The organism is Nocardia sp. NPDC004722 (assembly GCF_053601505.1).
This window is the reverse complement of sequence record NZ_JBSGBY010000125.1, coordinates 1-16,385: the sequence shown is the minus strand read 5'-3', so window position 1 is coordinate 16,385 and position 16,385 is coordinate 1. Positions and strand designations below refer to the sequence as shown.

The 16,385-nt window shown below is 65.2% G+C and carries 18 protein-coding genes; 11 read left to right on the top strand and 7 right to left on the bottom strand.

Annotated features, from left to right (window positions below):
- The 5 genes from ACWELQ_RS15065 to ACWELQ_RS15045 all read left to right on the top strand — a co-directional run.
- On the top strand, positions 1-325 hold a 325-nt coding region (locus tag ACWELQ_RS15065), incomplete at its 5' end, for an acyl-CoA dehydrogenase family protein (protein ID WP_452397616.1).
- Positions 326-336: 11 nt separating this feature from the next.
- Entirely contained in the window at positions 337-891 is a 555-nt protein-coding gene (gene ssuE / locus ACWELQ_RS15060; RefSeq protein WP_452397615.1) for an NADPH-dependent FMN reductase, read from the top strand.
- A 19-nt stretch (positions 892-910) separates the two neighbouring features.
- On the top strand, positions 911-2,056 hold the full coding sequence (locus ACWELQ_RS15055) for an LLM class flavin-dependent oxidoreductase (protein ID WP_452397614.1): 1,146 nt from the start codon (positions 911-913) through the stop codon (positions 2,054-2,056).
- A gap of 116 nt (positions 2,057-2,172) precedes the next feature.
- A complete protein-coding gene (locus ACWELQ_RS15050) occupies positions 2,173-2,688 on the top strand; it encodes an OsmC family protein (protein WP_452397613.1) in 516 nt (171 codons plus the stop codon).
- A gap of 29 nt (positions 2,689-2,717) precedes the next feature.
- A complete protein-coding gene (locus ACWELQ_RS15045) occupies positions 2,718-4,028 on the top strand; it encodes a bifunctional o-acetylhomoserine/o-acetylserine sulfhydrylase (RefSeq protein ID WP_452397612.1) in 1,311 nt (436 codons plus the stop codon).
- Between the two features lie 219 nt (positions 4,029-4,247).
- On the opposite strand, the gene ACWELQ_RS15040 is transcribed toward ACWELQ_RS15045, so the two are convergent.
- The 4 genes from ACWELQ_RS15040 to ACWELQ_RS15025 all read right to left on the bottom strand — a co-directional run bounded on the left by ACWELQ_RS15040 (position 4,248) and on the right by ACWELQ_RS15025 (position 7,540).
- Complete coding sequence (locus ACWELQ_RS15040) at positions 4,248-4,967, bottom strand: alpha/beta fold hydrolase (protein ID WP_452397611.1); 720 nt, start codon at positions 4,965-4,967, stop codon at positions 4,248-4,250.
- Between the two features lie 61 nt (positions 4,968-5,028).
- The gene (locus ACWELQ_RS15035) at positions 5,029-5,895 is read right to left on the bottom strand and encodes an alpha/beta fold hydrolase (protein WP_452397610.1); all 867 of its coding nucleotides are present in this window, start codon (positions 5,893-5,895) and stop codon (positions 5,029-5,031) included.
- A 176-nt stretch (positions 5,896-6,071) separates the two neighbouring features.
- On the bottom strand, positions 6,072-6,842 hold the full coding sequence (locus ACWELQ_RS15030; protein WP_452397609.1) for an SDR family NAD(P)-dependent oxidoreductase: 771 nt from the start codon (positions 6,840-6,842) through the stop codon (positions 6,072-6,074).
- Positions 6,839-7,540, bottom strand: coding sequence for a DUF998 domain-containing protein (locus tag ACWELQ_RS15025; RefSeq protein ID WP_452397608.1), 702 nt, complete (start codon positions 7,538-7,540; stop codon positions 6,839-6,841). The genes ACWELQ_RS15030 and ACWELQ_RS15025 overlap by 4 nt, the downstream gene beginning before the upstream one ends.
- Before the next feature lie 58 nt (positions 7,541-7,598).
- On the opposite strand from ACWELQ_RS15025, the gene ACWELQ_RS15020 reads away from it, so the two are divergent.
- The 3 genes from ACWELQ_RS15020 to ACWELQ_RS15010 all read left to right on the top strand — a co-directional run bounded on the left by ACWELQ_RS15020 (position 7,599) and on the right by ACWELQ_RS15010 (position 9,739).
- On the top strand, positions 7,599-8,186 hold the full coding sequence (locus ACWELQ_RS15020) for a TetR/AcrR family transcriptional regulator (protein WP_452397607.1): 588 nt from the start codon (positions 7,599-7,601) through the stop codon (positions 8,184-8,186).
- A gap of 5 nt (positions 8,187-8,191) precedes the next feature.
- Positions 8,192-8,599 carry a three-helix bundle dimerization domain-containing protein gene (locus tag ACWELQ_RS15015; RefSeq protein ID WP_452397606.1) on the top strand — a complete coding sequence of 136 codons (408 nt, stop codon included), beginning with the start codon at positions 8,192-8,194 and terminating at the stop codon, positions 8,597-8,599.
- Between the two features lie 198 nt (positions 8,600-8,797).
- The gene (locus ACWELQ_RS15010; protein WP_452397605.1) at positions 8,798-9,739 is read left to right on the top strand and encodes a hypothetical protein; all 942 of its coding nucleotides are present in this window, start codon (positions 8,798-8,800) and stop codon (positions 9,737-9,739) included.
- Positions 9,740-9,932: 193 nt separating this feature from the next.
- On the opposite strand, the gene ACWELQ_RS15005 is transcribed toward ACWELQ_RS15010, so the two are convergent.
- Both ACWELQ_RS15005 and ACWELQ_RS15000 read right to left on the bottom strand, forming a co-directional pair.
- Positions 9,933-10,202, bottom strand: a complete 270-nt coding sequence (locus ACWELQ_RS15005) for a hypothetical protein (protein WP_452397604.1) — start codon at positions 10,200-10,202, stop codon at positions 9,933-9,935.
- 128 nt (positions 10,203-10,330) lie between these two features.
- Complete coding sequence (locus ACWELQ_RS15000) at positions 10,331-10,762, bottom strand: hypothetical protein (RefSeq protein WP_452397603.1); 432 nt, start codon at positions 10,760-10,762, stop codon at positions 10,331-10,333.
- 233 nt (positions 10,763-10,995) lie between these two features.
- Here ACWELQ_RS15000 and ACWELQ_RS14995 point away from each other — a divergent pair, with 233 nt between their 5' ends.
- Genes ACWELQ_RS14995 through ACWELQ_RS14985 form a run of 3 tightly spaced genes read left to right on the top strand, consistent with a single transcriptional unit; the run spans position 10,996 to position 14,041 of the window.
- Entirely contained in the window at positions 10,996-11,217 is a 222-nt protein-coding gene (locus ACWELQ_RS14995) for a hypothetical protein (protein WP_452397602.1), read from the top strand.
- Positions 11,217-13,646: a WXG100 family type VII secretion target gene (locus tag ACWELQ_RS14990; protein ID WP_452397601.1), complete on the top strand. Its 2,430-nt coding sequence runs from the start codon at positions 11,217-11,219 to the stop codon at positions 13,644-13,646. The genes ACWELQ_RS14995 and ACWELQ_RS14990 overlap by 1 nt, the downstream gene beginning before the upstream one ends.
- Complete coding sequence (locus ACWELQ_RS14985) at positions 13,643-14,041, top strand: hypothetical protein (RefSeq protein WP_452397600.1); 399 nt, start codon at positions 13,643-13,645, stop codon at positions 14,039-14,041. Before ACWELQ_RS14990 ends, ACWELQ_RS14985 begins: the two co-directional genes overlap by 4 nt.
- 544 nt (positions 14,042-14,585) lie before the next feature.
- Here ACWELQ_RS14985 and ACWELQ_RS14980 read toward each other — a convergent pair.
- A partial coding sequence (locus ACWELQ_RS14980) for a tetratricopeptide repeat protein (protein ID WP_452397599.1) occupies positions 14,586-16,385 on the bottom strand: 1,800 nt, incomplete at its 5' end.

Genomic DNA, 16,385 nt, shown 5'->3' with positions numbered 1-16,385 from the left:
CCGATCAATCCCGGTGTGTCGCTGTAGGCGAAGATCGCCGAATGCCGTTGCCCGGCACCACCGACCGGCGCGACCCGAGAGCGCCGCGGCCGCGTCCATCGCCGTCGCCACCGCGAAAGCCGCCGCCGACCGGGCCGCGATCGAGGTGACCAACGCGCTGTTCGAGGTCTCGGGCACGCGCTCGGCATCGGATTCGCTGAACCTGCACCGGCATTGGCGCAACGCCCGCACCCACACCCTCCACGACCCGATCCGCTGGAAGTTCCAGCACATCGGTCGCTACCTGCTCGCCGGCACGCCGCCACCGCGGCACGGCGTCCTCTGAAGGAGCCTTCCATGCCCACCCTGATCGTCCTGTCCGGCAGCCCGTCAGCGACCTCACGGACCGCGGCCCTGTCGGAGCATCTGGCCCGGCGCCTGCGAGGTGACGGCCACACCGTCACCACCGTGCGGGTGCGGGATCTGCCCGCGCACGCACTCCTGCACGCCGACGCCACCCATCCCGAGATCGCGGCGGTGGCCGCGGCCATCGCCGAATCCGACGGCGTGGTCGTCGCCTCGCCGGTGTACAAGGCGGCCTACAGCGGGCTGCTCAAGACCTTGCTGGATCTGCTGCCGCAGTTCGCGTTGGCGGGCAAGGTCGTGCTGCCGATCGTGACCGGCGGCAGCCCCGCACACGTCCTGGCGATCGACTACGCGCTGCGACCGGTGCTGTCCTCGCTCGGCGCCGACCACATCGTGCCCGGCTGGTTCGTGCTCGACCAGCACGTCGAACCCACCGCCGACGGCACCGCCGCGACCCTGGAAACCCGTGCCGCCGAAGCCCTCTACCCGATCGTCGACGCGTTCTCGGCCGCGCTGGCCGCCCGCCGAGCACCCGTCACCGCCTGATACGGAAGGTACGCCGGACATGCTGCGCTTCCACTGGTTCCTGCCCACCTACGGCGACAGCCGCTACCTCGTCGGCGGCGGTCACGGCACCGCGGTCACCGCCGCGAGCGGTGACCGCCAAGCCGATATCGGCTATCTGTCCCAAATCGCACGCAGCGCGGAGCAATTGGGTTTCGAAGCGGCGCTCACCCCCACCGGCGCCTGGTGCGAGGACGCGTGGCTGACCACCGCGATCCTGGCCCGCGAATCCGAACGATTGAAATTCCTGGTCGCCTTCCGCCCCGGCCTGGTCTCCCCCACCCTCGCGGCCCAGATGGCCGCCACCTACCAACGCCACACCGGGGGACGGCTGCTGCTGAACGTGGTGACCGGCGGCGAAGACCACGAACAACGCGCCTACGGCGACCATCTCGACAAGGAGCAGCGCTACCGGCGCGCCGACGAATTCCTCACCGTGGTCCGGCGACTGTGGGCCGGGGAACGAGTCACGTGGCAAGGCGAGCATATTCACGTCACCGACGCCGCGCTCGACCGAATCCCGCACCCGCGGCCCGACATCTACTTCGGCGGCTCCTCGGCCGCCGCGGGCCGGGTCGCCGCCCGACACGTCGACGTCTACCTCACCTGGGGCGAACCGCCGGCGGCGGTCGCCGCCAAAATCGACTGGATCCGTGAGCAGGCCGCCGACGCGGGCCGCACGCCACCCCGCTTCGGAATCCGATTGCACGTCATCAGCCGCGACCGCGCCGAACAAGCCTGGGCCGAAGCCGCCCGGCTGCTGGACGCGCTCGACCCCGCCGCCATCGCCACCGTACAAGCCGGCCTGGCCCGCAGCGGATCCGAAGGCCAGCGCCGCATGCTGGCACTGCACGGCGGCACCACCTCCGACCTCGAGGTCTCCCCGAATCTGTGGGCGGGCGTCGGACTCGTGCGCGGCGGCGCCGGGACCGCGCTGGTCGGCAGTCACCGTCAGGTCGCCGAACGCATCGAGGAGTACCACGCGCTCGGCATCGACGAATTCGTGCTCTCCGGCCATCCGCACCTCGAAGAGGCGTACTGGTTCGGGGAGGGCGTCCTCCCGATCCTGCATCGAAAAGGGCTGTGGCAGCACCCATTCAGAACGGCCGACGCCTCGATCGCGCCGACGGTCCCGTTCACCGGCTGACAATCCCCCGGGCGTGTCGCAGGACTTCGCTCGACGTCGCTGGGCGGTTGCCGGGTTCGGCTCACCGCAACTCTTATGGTCGTTCACCGCGCTGCCGCGGCCTACCGTCGCCGAGTATGACCACTGAGCTGAGCACGCCGTTGAACGCGATCGTCGAGGCGACCGCGCAGGCCATCGCCGAGGATGCCGCCAAGGGCCAGGTGACCTTTCGCGCCGCGGGAACACCGGAAGGCACGGTGGGCAGCGCGATCGCCCTGGGACAGTACACGGTCCGCGTGGACGAGCCGCCCGCCCTCGGCGGCGAGGGGAGCGCGCCGAACCCGGTCGAGGTGTATCTGGCCTCTCTGATCGCCTGCCAGGTGGTCACCTACCGGTTCTGGGCACAACGACTCGGTGTCACGGTCGAGGAGCTGTCCATCGACGCCGAAGGCGATCTGGACGTGCGCGGATTCTTCGGCCTCGACGACACCGTGCGCCCCGGCTTCCAGGCGGTGCGCGTCACTGTCCGGATCAGCGGACCGGAAACGGCCGAGCGCTACGCCGAATTGCAGCGGGTCGTGGACGCGCACTGCCCGGTCCTGGATCTCACCACCGGCCACACGCCGGTCGAAACCACGCTCGTCACACAGTAATTCACGCCCATCACCATCCGGAGGCCCCGATGACCGAAACAGCTCTCCCCGAAGACCCGACCGCCGCTTGGAGTTTCGAGACCAAGCAGATCCACGTGGGGCAGACCCCCGACGGCACGACCAACGCCCGGGCCCTGCCGATCTACCAGACCACGTCCTACACCTTCCGCGACACCGCCCACGCGGCCGCGCTGTTCGGGCTGGCCGAGCCGGGCAACATCTACACCCGCATCATGAATCCCACCCAGGACGCGGTCGAACAGCGCATCGCCGCGTTGGAAGGCGGTGTGGCCGCGCTGTTGCTGGCCTCGGGTCAGGCGGCGGAGACCTTCGCGATCCTCAATATCGCCGGCGCGGGCGATCACCTCGTGTCCAGCCCCCGCCTCTACGGCGGCACCTACAACCTGTTCCGGTACACGCTGCCGAAGCTGGGCATCGAGGTGAGTTTCGTCGAGGACCCCGACGATCTCGAGCAGTGGCGTGCGGCGATCCGCCCGAACACCAAGGCCTTCTACGGCGAGACGATCTCCAACCCGCAGAACCATATCCTCGACATCCCCGGCATCGCGCAGGTCGCCCACGGTTCGGGCATTCCACTCATCGTCGACAACACCGTTGCCACCCCCTATCTGATCCAGCCGTTCGCGCACGGCGCCGACATCGTCGTGCACTCGGCGACCAAGTATCTGGGCGGCCACGGCGCGGCCATCGCGGGCGTGATCGTCGACGGCGGCACCTTCGATTGGCGCGGTGGACGATTCCCCGGCTTCACCGAACCCGACCCCAGCTACCACGGCGTCGTCTACGCCGATCTCGGCGCACCCGCCTACGCGCTCAAGGCCCGCGTCCAACTCCTGCGCGATCTCGGCTCGGCGATCTCCCCGTTCAACGCCTTCCTCATCAGCCAGGGCCTGGAAACCCTCAGCCTGCGACTCGAACGGCACGTCAGCAATGCCCAGGTCGTCGCCGAATTCCTCACCGAGCGACCGGAAGTCACCTCCGTCTCCTACGCGGGCCTGCCCTCCTCCCCCTGGTACGAACGCGGAAAGCAGCTGGCCCCCAAGGGAGTCGGCGCGATCATCGGCTTCGAACTCGCCGACGGCGTCGACGCCGGCAAGCGCTTCGTCGAGGCCCTCACCCTGCACAGCCACGTCGCCAACATCGGCGACGTACGCTCCCTGGTGATCCACCCCGCCTCCACCACCCACTCCCAACTCACCCCCGAACAACAACTCGCCGCAGGCGTCACCCCCGGCCTGGTCCGCCTCGCCGTCGGCATCGAAGGCATCGACGACATCCTCACCGACCTCCGCACCGGCTTCGCAGCCCTGGAAGCCTGAACCATCTAGCGCCACTGAATAATTCACGACACCCCACCCCCGCGCAGCCGCAGACCTTCCGGCCTGCGGCTGCGCCGCGTCGTAGTCCTTGCAATGGCTTTCACCGTCAGCCCCTGGACCAGACGGTCACGGGTGTGCGCGTTGCCGAGAACCCAGCCCACATGAGGCGAGCCGGAACTAGCCGGCCACTCCGGCAGGCCCCACTGGGGTAGGGGTCGCTCAGCGTCCGGCGATGGCGCTGTCGATGAATTCGGCGACGCGCACGGGTTGGCTGATGAAAACGGTGTGGGATCCGTCGATCTCGTCGAGGGTGGATCCCATGCGTTTGGCCATGAACCGCTGGGCTTCGGGGTTGATGGCCCGGTCGTGGCGAGCCACCTGATACCAGGAAGGAATCTGCTGCCATCCGGCCGCGGTGGCCTGCTCGGCCAAAGCGGCTGCCGCGAGCGGTCGTTGGGTGGCACCCATCACCTGTGCCAGGTCGACGGGGACGTCGGCGCAGAAGGTTTCGCGGAACCGCTGCCGGTCGATGTAGAGATCGGGCCCACCGGCCGCGCCCGGCGCGTCGTAGGGTGTCGGGCGTGTGGTCTCGGCCAGCAGCGAGGGCGCGAACGGCTGCTGCACATCGAGGCAGCTTTCACCGACCTCGAGGCTGAACGCCGCCAAATACACCAGCGCGGTCACGCTACTCAGCCCGGCAGCGGCCTGGCCGATCACCGCACCTCCGTAAGAGTGACCGACCAACACCACCGGTCCCTCGATCGCCGCGACGACCGAGCGCACCGTCCCGGCATCATTGGCCAAGCCCCGCAAGGGATTCGGCGGCGCGATGACCGAATGCCCGGATGAGGTCAGTTCTCGGATCACCCCGGCGAATCCCGAGGCGTCGGCGAAGGCGCCGTGGACGAGCACTACCGTCGGAGCTGTCTGGTCGGACATCGTGTTCTCCTTCACGTTGTGTTGTTTCAGCATGCGCGAGCCGGTCTCGCCGCACACGGTTTCAATGCGTCGCGACCGCGGCCTGTTCGATCAGATCGGTCACCGCATCGGGGTTGGTTTGCATGATCAGATGTGGTCCTTCGACCTCGACGGTGCGCGCGCCCGCACGAGTCGCCATGAACCGCTCCAGATCCGGCGCGATCGCACGATCCTGTTTGGCGACCAGATACCACGACGGCACCGTCTTCCACGCGGGAACGCCCGATACTCCGGTCACCGAGGCCAGGCTGAGCGGACGCTGTTCGACCGCGAGCGCCCGCTGCTGATTCGGCGCGATGGTGTTGTCCAGGAACACATCCGGGTACCGGGCCGGGTCGATGGTGAGCTCGGTGCCGGTGCCGCCACCCGTGTCGGGGAACGACGACGGCGTAGCGGGCACCGCGGGAATCTGTTTGCCCTGCGGACTGGAGTTCAGACTCGCCAGCGAGTCACCCTGATCGGGCGCGAACGCGGCGATGTACACCAGCGCCTTGACTTGACTGTTGCCCGCCACCGCGTTGGTGATGACCGCGCCGCCGTAGGAATGCCCCACGAGGATGATCGGCCCGGTGGTCTGACGGAGCACCTCGGAGACGTAAGCGGCATCGGAATCCAACCCGCGCAAGGGATTCGGCGGAGCCTTGACCGGGAACCCGGCTTTTTGCAGTTCGGCGACCACGGGTGTCCAGCCCGCCGCGTCGGCCCAGGCCCCGTGCACCAGCACGATCGTCGGCTTGTCTCCCTGCCAGTCCGCGACCCGCGACACCTGGGCCGAGGTGGACGTTGTCACCGAGTCGTGGTGATCGGTTTGCGTGCAAGCGGTCAGGGCCCCGGCCGCGGCGGCTAGGACGGCGGTAGCCACGGCGGCCCGGCGCGCAAGGGTTTTCATGACGGCGATCTCCCCATCGTGTGGATTATCTGGGCGGATTGAAGTGGTGGCTTCGAAGCATGAACGAGCGCGCACCCGTCACTCCGAAATTGCGGGAAAGTCATACCCTTTTGCCTTGCGGTACCGTCGAATCGATGAATCCGCGGCCAGGAGTGCGGGTAATCGAAATAGCGCGCTCAACGCACGGCTTGATGCCCGCCGTCGACAGGCAGGACCGCGCCGTGAATGTGGGCCGCCTCGGCGCCGGCGAGGAAGACCACCGCGGCGGCGACCTCGTCGGCCGTGCCGGGCCGGCGGTCGGGGGTCGACGCCGCCAGACTTCGCAATGTTTCGTGATAGGAGGCGTTTTCGTCGGTCATGGTCGGGCCGGGGGCGACGGCGTTGACGCGAATACCGCGCGGCGCCAGTTCGGCCGCCCAGGACGTGGTGAGCGAATGCAAGGCGGCTTTGGTCGCGCCGTAGAGGGCGGACACGGCATTGCCGGCCAGACCGCTGAGGGAACCGGTGTTGACGATCGCACCGCCTCCGGCGGCGATCATGCCGGGGATGATCGCGGCGGTCAGCAGCGCAGGCGCCTTCACATTCACCGCCAAGGCCAGATCAGCGAGCGCCTCATCGACATCGAGCAGCGACTGGGCGGGGATGAGCACTGCGGCATTGTTGACCAGCAGATCGACCGGGCCGTCCAGTGCCGCAGCCGCGGCATGCGCGAGTTCTGTTGCGGTACTGCCCGATTCGGCAAGGTCGGCGCGGACGTAATGCGCTACGCCTCCGGCCGCTCGAATCGTCTCGACCACGGCCTCACCCGCGTCCTTGGAGCGGCCCGATACGACTACCGCCGCGCCCTCACGAGCCAATGCGATGGCGATCGCGCGTCCGATACCCGAGGTCGACCCGGTGACCAGCGCGCGGCGACCGGTCAAACGTTGTGTTGCGGTGTGATTCATGCGGTGAGCCTTTCCATGGTGGGAGGTAGCGAGCAGTCCGGGGCCCGGCGGACCCCGGAGACGAGAAGCACTGTGCCGAGCAGGATTTCGAAGGCCAGGATGGTGTAGACCGCGCCGCGTTCGGGTATCCCGCCGGCCGCGTGATACAGCGGCCGGTCGGCCTGCAACAGCACGAACGACACCAGTCCGAGGGCACCCAGGGCAAGGCTGGTTCGACGCAACCACGGCGACACGTCCCGCCGGGTACCGATGAGGATCGCGACGACGTTGCCGCTGACGATGGCCACGGCCGCGGCGATGCCGTGCACCACGAGAATGCCGTTGTGCTGGTTGGCGGCCGATTCGTGGAAGAACCCGACCAGGATGACGCCGATGCCGTGCGCGAGCACGAACCCGAAGAGTCGACGTTCACGCCGTTCCCGGGTCGCGAGCAGTAGTGCGGCGGCGATGAACAGCACACCCTGGCCGATGAACGCCGTGTTCATGACCGCATGCAGGGGTGAATCGATCGCGCGGCCGTCGAAGACATCCCCAGCGACCGGGTTGCCCAGATCGCTGATGAAGTTCACGGCGTAGCTATAGCCCGGGCCGCGCCACGCGCGAGCGGTGACGTACTCCAGGACCACGTATTGCAGTCCGGCCAGCACCAGCAGCGCGCCCGCGAAACGGCTTCGGCCCGATAGGTTTTGGACTTTCACGTCCACTAGGCTGGCACCAATTTTTTGGACTTACAAGTCCAGAAAGGTAGGGTGAGGCATGCCCACTCGCAAAGGGGAGGCGACCAAGGCCCGCATCGTCGAAGCCGCCGCCGACCTTCTCGTCACCGGCAACGACGTCAATCTCGACGACGTCATGCGCCTGACCAGCACCAGCAAAGGCCAGCTGTTCCACTACTTCCCGGACGGGAAGGACGAATTGCGCCGGGCCGCCGCCGAACGCCACCTGACCCGCCTCGCCGAAGCCGACGCCCCGGCCATTCCGCTCACCACGTGGCAAGGATGGGAAGCCTGGATCGAGCAGATCCTCCAGCTGCACTCCCAGCAAACGATCACCGATGCCTGCGAAATCGCGGCACTCGCGGGCCGCGCGCTCGACACCGACACCTTCACCCGCGATCTGGTCGGCCGCATGTACGAACGCTGGGTCGACCTGCTGCACGAACAACTCTCAGCCATGCAACACAACGGCCTGCTGCGTCCCGACGCCCCGCTGCGCGCCCTGTCCTCCGCGTTCGTCGCCGCCCTGCAAGGCGGCGCGATCATCGACAAGGCCACCGGCTCAGCCGAACATCTCACGAACGCGTTACACCAGTCCCTCGCCCTACTACGCTCCTACGAGCCCTAGCTCGAGTGCCCGCAAGCCGACGTGGACAGCACCGGGCGACTGATCGGGATGGAATCTCCAATCATGCTCGCGCGGAAGGCAATTGCCGCGCAGCGATCACCGCGCTCGTCCAACCCCTCATCGACCGGTTCCCCACCCTAGGCAACGACACCATCTCGGGCATTGTCAGCGAAGTCCACCGAGGCTTCGACGGCAGACCGGTTCGCGATCTCGTCCCTCTGCTCGTCGAACGCGAGGCCCTGCGGCAGCTTTCGGCGACCGGCCGAGACGGGCGTTCGTCGTGTCCGCGCGGACCCTGGCCGTCGCGCCGCGATATTGCACCAAAAACGGCCGGTCATCGCGAAACCTACGATGACCGGCCGTTTTCCAGTGGTTTTAACCATGATCAACCCGAACCACCCCACGGCCTATGAGCCACAATTGCTGTCTGGCACTAGAGAACCCGCCCTCACACCCACCGTGGTAGCCGAAATCGACCTCGAACCGCCCCAACAAGCTTCGACATCATGGCTCAGCTCACCGGAATCCGCCCCTCCGGGCTCCCAGCCTCCGGTGTGCCTATGATTCGAACCGGGGAACGGGCAAAGGGGAGGGTGTGAATGCGTCGAGCAATGCTGGGTGTACTCGTGGCGGCGGTGGTCCTGGCGAGTGGATGCGGGGGACGGGTCACCGGGGAGGCGACCGCGCCACGAGCATTCGATCCATGCACGTTGATCGACGTCGGCAAGCTGCAGTCCGACGGGGTCATCAAGGGCGATTTCGGCCTGAGTCGTGATGTCGACCCGGTGGACGGCCGCAGCGACTGGTGTCACGGCGGCGTCCGGGGCGTATCGCCGGTATCGGTGGGAGTCGTGGTTGGTCATCCGTTCTCCAGTCTCGACGCGCTGGTCCCGAGTAAGCGCCACCAGGTTTCGGTGGGATCGGACAAGGGCGTCATCGGGACGACCGAGATCAGCGGCACGAGCACCCTGGCCGTCAAGCACGGCGACGTCCAATTGCTGGTGACCAATTCGGGATTGGGTGATCTGCTGGGCAAGCCGCTCGACGAAGCCGGACTGGCGGCGGTGGCGCAGGACATGATCGGCAAACTGCCGCAATCGATTCCGGACGCCCCACGCGACGTTCCCCCACTGTGTGATCGGATTCAGGGCATTCGGCCGCTCATCGGTGCTGTGAGCTTGGCGCGCGGCCGGGCCACCGACGCCATGACCTCCTGCGACTTCGTCAGCGACAGCAAACACCTGCTGATGACCGTCACGTTCACGAAGACCAATGTCGCATCGGCGAGCGACTTCAAAACCGACAACAGCTCGGCCCGGCTGACCCTCATACCGACCCCATTGTTCCCCGGCACCATCTCGCGCGGGCATCGCGACGGCATGGGCCTCAATGTCGAGACCCTCGTTGACGACCGCGTCCTCGTCTCCACCTACTACACGCCGCTACGCTACGGCGGCGACAAATACGGGACGGTCACGCCGGGTAAGAGTATCGGTCCCGACGACCGCACCCTCATCTCCTCAGCAATCGACCTGGCGCGCACCCTGAAGTGAGGGGATCGCTGGGTCTCGGTCGTTTTCTACACCACCCCGTCATCTCGGTCTTCCAGACCGCCATCCACCGCGCCCCCACCTCATGTACAGCGCGAAACTTATGGCGGGCAAGACTTTCGTCCCATCATCCGCAACACCCACTCCATGACAGCCGATTCAAGGGGCAACGCGCTGCGGAATCGGCCACGAGGACTCATCGGCGCGCTGATTCCACCGCTGCAGACAGGCCCTCCCCGCCCCGAGGGCCGAGGTGTGGCGCGAGCTTGAGGAGACGCTCGGCGAAGTCGAATCCGCCCGCGCCGCTGTGACTTCCGCCCGATCCAACCACAACACCGCGGTCCACGATCGCGCCGATCTCGACAACCGCATCGAAACCACGATGCACCCAAATCACATGCAGCACATGCGAGTTGTGAGTTGCCCTTCGACTGCCGAGCAACTGAGTACGTCCCAGCTTTGTCATGTTCGGCTCCGCCATGGCGGTCGCCGAATCAGTCGAGACTCCCAGCGACATTGCTCGACGCAGCCCGAGCTCATGTCAAACGCGAGCGAGAACGCAACGTAACGCAAATGTTCAGTGAACCTGGCCTATCAGTCGGCGGCGATACGGGACTTGCCGCGGAGTTGGTTGTCGTAATACTCCTCGTCCCACGCCTCGCCGTGGGCTGTGGACGAGGGCGCGTCGAGGGTTCGAGCCAGAGCATCATGGACGGTATCGCGGGCAGTTCGGACCTCGTCGCGATCGGCGATCGCATCGAGCTCGGCGCGGATGTCTTCCTGCGCACTGGCATGTGCCTGTTCGATCAGCTCGACGAGGTCCGCCATGAGTCGATGGGTGTGGGTGTCGATACCCGCGACGTGCCATTCACGGATGCCGCCGTCGGCGCTGACGGCCACTGTGATTCGGCCATCGGCTGAGGTCGCGGTAGTGGTGTGGGTCCGGATCGCTGCTTGCAGGCGTTCGGCGTCTTCGGCGACCGCGTCCAGTAATGATCTGTGACGCGAGGAAGTGTGATCAGCCATGTTATGAGGCCCCCTGCTCGCTGGTCTCGGCTGCCGACCTCATCGCGAGGGCGCAGCGGTTGGTGTCTGGCGCTGTAAAGTACGCGCAACTAAGTTTGTAGCATCACGTGCACCGATCGTTCGGTGTCGGCAACAAGGGGGTCTGGGGAATGGGTGGGCGACTACAGGTCAATCCGGAGGACGTGCGCGCTTTGGCTTCCGGATTCAAGGATGCGTCAACCACGCTCGGCGGCATGACCGATCACGATTCAGCCGACCAGATCACAGCGGGTCTGGGTGACACGGCCGTCGGTGGTGCATGCACCGCGGTAGCCTCCGCAATCGGCGGGGCGTTCACCGCCGTCTCCGGCTACTACGACGCATTGCATACACACGCCCACAACGGTGCCAACACCTACGACGCGACCGAGGACGTCTCGGTTGCCAAGTTCACCAACCTGGGTGACGCGGTCTGATGGGTACGCCGACCATCCCGCAGGTGAAGGCGTGGGATCCCGATGTACTCAACACTCAGGGCGGGGAGTGGGAGCAGAAGGCCAAGACCCTCGGCGACACCCTAGACACGGCGGCCCGCTCGGTCGACGGCTCGCATCACTACTGGATTGGTGACGCCGGAGACTCGATGCGCGACCGGCATGACGAAATCCACGGTGACGCAAAGACCGTCAAGACTGCGCTGGAGAACGGTGCGACCGCGGCGCGCAACGGAGCCACTGCCATCCAGAACGCCAAGACGACGTTGCTGAACAAGGTTTCCGACGCTGAATCGTCGGGTTTCACCGTCAGCGACACCGGTGAGGTGAAGATCAGCACCGGCATGATGATGATCCTCCAGTACGCCCGTGACGACAAAGCCACATTGCAAGCTGGCCTGGAGCACCGAGCCGAGGAGTACCAGAAGGCGATTCAGGCCGCGCTCACCGATTGCGGCACCGCCGACGACGATGCGATGACCGCAGTCAACAACGCCTTCGCGAATCTGACCACCACCCAGATCCAACAGCCGACTACCGCTGAACTCGACCAATTGACCGCCGATCAAGCCCGCAAGGACCTGCAGGCGGTGAAGGACGGCACCGCCGATGACGCGACCCTGGCGCGGATCCGGATGGCCACCACGCTGTCGGACTACGACAAGCAAGAACTAAACAATGGCGACACCGTCGGCCTCCCCCAATACCCCTACCTGCAGGCGTTCACCCAGGGCATGAACGACATGTCCGGCGAGGAAATCGACAAGCTGGGCAGCAAGCTCAAAGGCAACGGGCCCAATCAGGTGAAAGATGCGATTTCCAACGATTTCCGCATTATCTCCGACCCCCAGGTCCACAGCGTCGACGGTAAGAACACTGGCGGCATGAAGCAACTGCCCGACAGCGTTCAGAAAGCATTGACCGATAACCCGGTCAAATCGATTCCGTTCGGGTCTCACGAGGTCGAACACTTGGACGATCTGAAGGCAGTCGGCGACCTCATGTCTCACGGCGACAAGTCGATTCAAGGTTCCGATATCAACCGCGGCATGATCAAGCAGGGTGCCGAACTCGCCGGTGCGGCGACTCCGGACGCGTTCTTCAGTATCGGCAACGAAAACGTCGGAATACTGGCTAACAGTTTGCTGGACAACGCATCCGGTGACCACACCGCTGTCCACGACGCCATCGTGGCCGACCCCAACAGCTCCAACCCCGATGCCCGCGCCGCTGCTACCCGAATGAACGTCACCTGCGACGGCGGCAAGTACTTCGGCAGCCAGCATGTACTCGACGTCCTCGAACACCCGTGGGCGAAAGACCAGCACGGGGCCGAGAACATGTTCAAATGGATCGGCGACGACGCCTCCCAGCCAAAGGGCAGCTTCCTCAACAACCAGGCCGGGGAAACCGCCTACAGCCTCGCGTCGATCCTCGGCGACTCCCACAACCAGGCGGCCCTCAACAGTCCCGACAACCCCCTCGGGGCCTACAACCCGGCACTCACCCAAACTCTCGCCAACAGCATGTCGCCCTACCTGGGCAACTTCGCCGGAGTGACGGACGCCAATCTGCTCAACAGCGTCCCGATCGACTCCACCGGTCATCCGCTGGACCTGCCGACAATCGGCGACCATAACCAGCTGAGCAACATGTTCGCCGTACTCGACTCCGACCCGACGGCCGCGCAAACCATCAATAGCGCCGGAATGCAATGGCACGACGCGCTCGATTACGCAGCCGGTTTGAATCCTGACAAGGCCGTGAGCCTTCTGGGTGATGCCAATGGCCTGCAGACTGCTATGAACGCCGGGTTGACCACAGATATCAACGCGCACGCGGCCGAGCGCGCCTACCAAGCTGCGGTGAATTACGGCAACAAGGGTGTCCTCGCAGACGGCGTCACCAGTGTCGTGCAGACCGCCGCAGCCATTACTGGGAGCTCGATCCCCGGCGCTCCGATCGCCGCCCCTGCCGCTGCCGCGGTCGTCGGCGGTATCGCCGCCACGGTCGACTCATATATCAAAGCCGACGTCATACCCAACCCAGCCGATCCCGCCCACCCCCTGCCCGACGACAAGGTCTCTACCGCGCTCAACTCCATCAAGGACACGATTACACCGGACGCCACCCGGGACCAGTACCTCCAGACCCTGGGCTACGTTGAGCACGATCCTTCGGCTGCCCAGTACTTCGATCAGGCAGGCAAAGGATCTCTGCTGGACTGGAACAACATTGCCACCAAGGATGGTTCCGGGTTGAACGCATGGGAGGATGCCTATGCGAAGTTCGCCCACCATACGAACGACGAACTCGACAGCGACTTGTTCCCCGCGCCCTCTCGGGCCTCAATTGTGGAATCCGACATCGCGCCGCGCAGCGGACTGCAACCGCCGGGAGGCTCGAAATGAAGCTAATCGGAGCTATTTTCGCGATGGCTGTCATGCTCTGCACGGGATGCGGTAGCCACAGTGAGCAGCGATCGGCGCCGACCACCACCTCACCGACTCAGCAGACCGATCCGATCCACGAGATCTACCTCCAGGTGCAGGAATACGTTCAACAGCACCCGGAAGCAGCTCACTACTTCGACGCTCGCCCTGGGGACGCTTACCAAGGGCCGAACCTGGTAGCAGATTGGTCCAACATGTGCGACCCCACTGGAGTAGCACTCAACGCCTGGTATGACGACTACGCCAGGTTCGAGTGGGCCGCCAACAAGGAGCTGGGAAGCGACAAGTTCGGCCCGCTACCTCCCGGGGGAGCAGTTGCCCTGGAGACTATGCAGTGTCACAACTTCAAGTGACTATCTGCGCCCGGTGATGCTTCGCGGTCGACGATATCGCGCCACGAAGCGCGCAAAGTCCGCCGAGGAGCAGGGCGGGGTGGATAGTGCCGCCGCCCCACGCGGCGGCACTCACATACTCTTGTTCCCTCGGCATCTCCGAAGACCAACGGGCCAAGACCATCTCGTCCCAGCGAACGCGCTGACATGCAGGCTGTCAGAGATTGCCATCGACAGAGCCGCTGCATCGTCATCAAGATCATGAACGAGCGATTGCGGCGACCACGAGTCGATAGCCCCGGCGGAGTCTGCGAAAACCGCAGATAACGGACATGTCTGCAATCAACAACGAATTGTGGCCCGCTTCCAGTGAATGAGACCACTCGGCATTAGGACCCTGTTGGCCCTGACAAGGACTGGAAAGGACTGTTCTCCGATCTTGAGCACGGCGGCACCATGCGCGAATGGATCTACCGCCGCAACTTCGACACCACAGCGTCACGATCGGCCGAGAAGGCTTCCGCCCCAGCGAAGTTCGGCACGAGATGCCGCAGGCCGCGATGCGCTACGAGGGATACTCCGCGACAATACGATCGAGTAGGGCCGCGGCGGAGGCAGTTTCGATGGCGCACAGGCGTCGGAAGAGTGGCAGCGCTTCGGTCAGGGCAGCACGTGCACGGTCACGGTTGCCGAGTGAGACCTGGCATTGTGCCCTTCCGTAGAGGGCTCGTGCGAGCTCGAGGGGCGAGCCGATGCGCCTGGCCAACTCGACGGCCTCGTCATAGCTCGACAGCGCTCGCTCATTGTCACCGAGGGATTCGGCGTGGGCGGCGATTCTAGTGAGCGTTTCGGCTTCTCCCGTGCGGTGTTGGATGGCGCGGCAAGCCCGCAATGCGCGGTGCAGCAATTCAGTCGCACTTTCGTGATCGCCTTCGCAGTGCCTGACCCAGCCCAAATACGCATCGGCTTCGGCGTCTCCGGTCCGGTTACCGATGGCTTCATAGATCTTCTGAGCTTCCCCGATCAACTCCACGGCAGTGGCACAGTCACCGAGATGACAATGTGCCAAACCCAGATTGTTCAACGCGGAGGCCACCCCGGATCGATTGCCAAGTTGTTCATAGAGCTCCTTCGCCTCCTCGAGCAGTTGCATGGCATCGAGGTACTCACCTGCCACCATAAGGAACGAGCTTTGGTGGCTGAGGAGGAAGGCTTGCCCGGAGCGGTTGCCGATGCTGCGGTACAGCTGGATGGCTCGCCCGATGTGTTCGGAGATCGCGAAGTATTCGCCGGTCAGATGCCAATTCCACAATCGGATGATGATCGCGAACGCCTCGTCTGATCGACGCCGCAATCGATGGTAGATCGCCTCGGCGGCAAGAACTTGTTCGATGGAATCCCCATGCCGCCGCTCCAGACACCAGATCCAGCCGAGATTCATCCGGGCTGCTGCCTCACCCGACTCATGACGGTGGGCGACGTGGATGGCCAACGCCTGTCCCACATTCTCGCTGGCCGCTCGATAATCGCCGGTCAGATGGTACGTCCATCCCAGAGCATTGAGCACGAACCCCTCCCCTGTCGGGTCCCCGATTGACCGAATGACATCGAGAGCCTGTGACAACGCGTCGATGGCGGCCGGATACTGACCCGCCAGAAATCGTGTCCTACCCAGACATTGCAGCATCAGAGCCTTCACCGCAGGTTCGACCTGCGGTTGATCGGCGATCTGCTGCTCCAACAGCTCGGCCGCGAGCAGATATCCATCGGCCAAATACCCCAGGGGTGCAAGATCTTTGAGCGCGAGCGTCTGAGCGTCCGTGTCGTTCATGGTGTGCCGGGCAACGCTCGCTCGCTGGCTGTAGGCGATACCGACCTGCCAGGGGCCGTGCAGTCGCAACTCCTCAGTGAGCGCGCCGACCAGTTCGAAAACGCAGGCCAGCAGATTCCTCGAGGCGGCATAGGTGAGGCATGCCAACAGATTTCGCCGCTCGGATCGCATCCATGCCAGGGCAGCCACGTCTGTCGAGGGCACCTCCGGATACCCACCGAGGTCCTGACTCAGATTCGGTGTGGATGGCGCGGGCCGTGCGGCCCGGCGCGACGCCTGGACGTAGTAATCGAAGAGACGCTCGCGGGCAGCGTCATTGTCCCCCGCCGGATCCTCCTCGGCCAACGCGCGGGCGAATTCACGCACCAAATCGTGGAATCGGTAGCGGCCCGCTGCGATCTCCTCGAGGAGGTGGTCGATATATAGGGCGTCGAGATGCTGCCGTGCCTCCGCAACCGGCACCGCAGCGAGGGCGGCTGCGGCGTAGACGTCCAGATCAGGACCGGGGTGGAGCGCCAACCGCCGAAACATGAT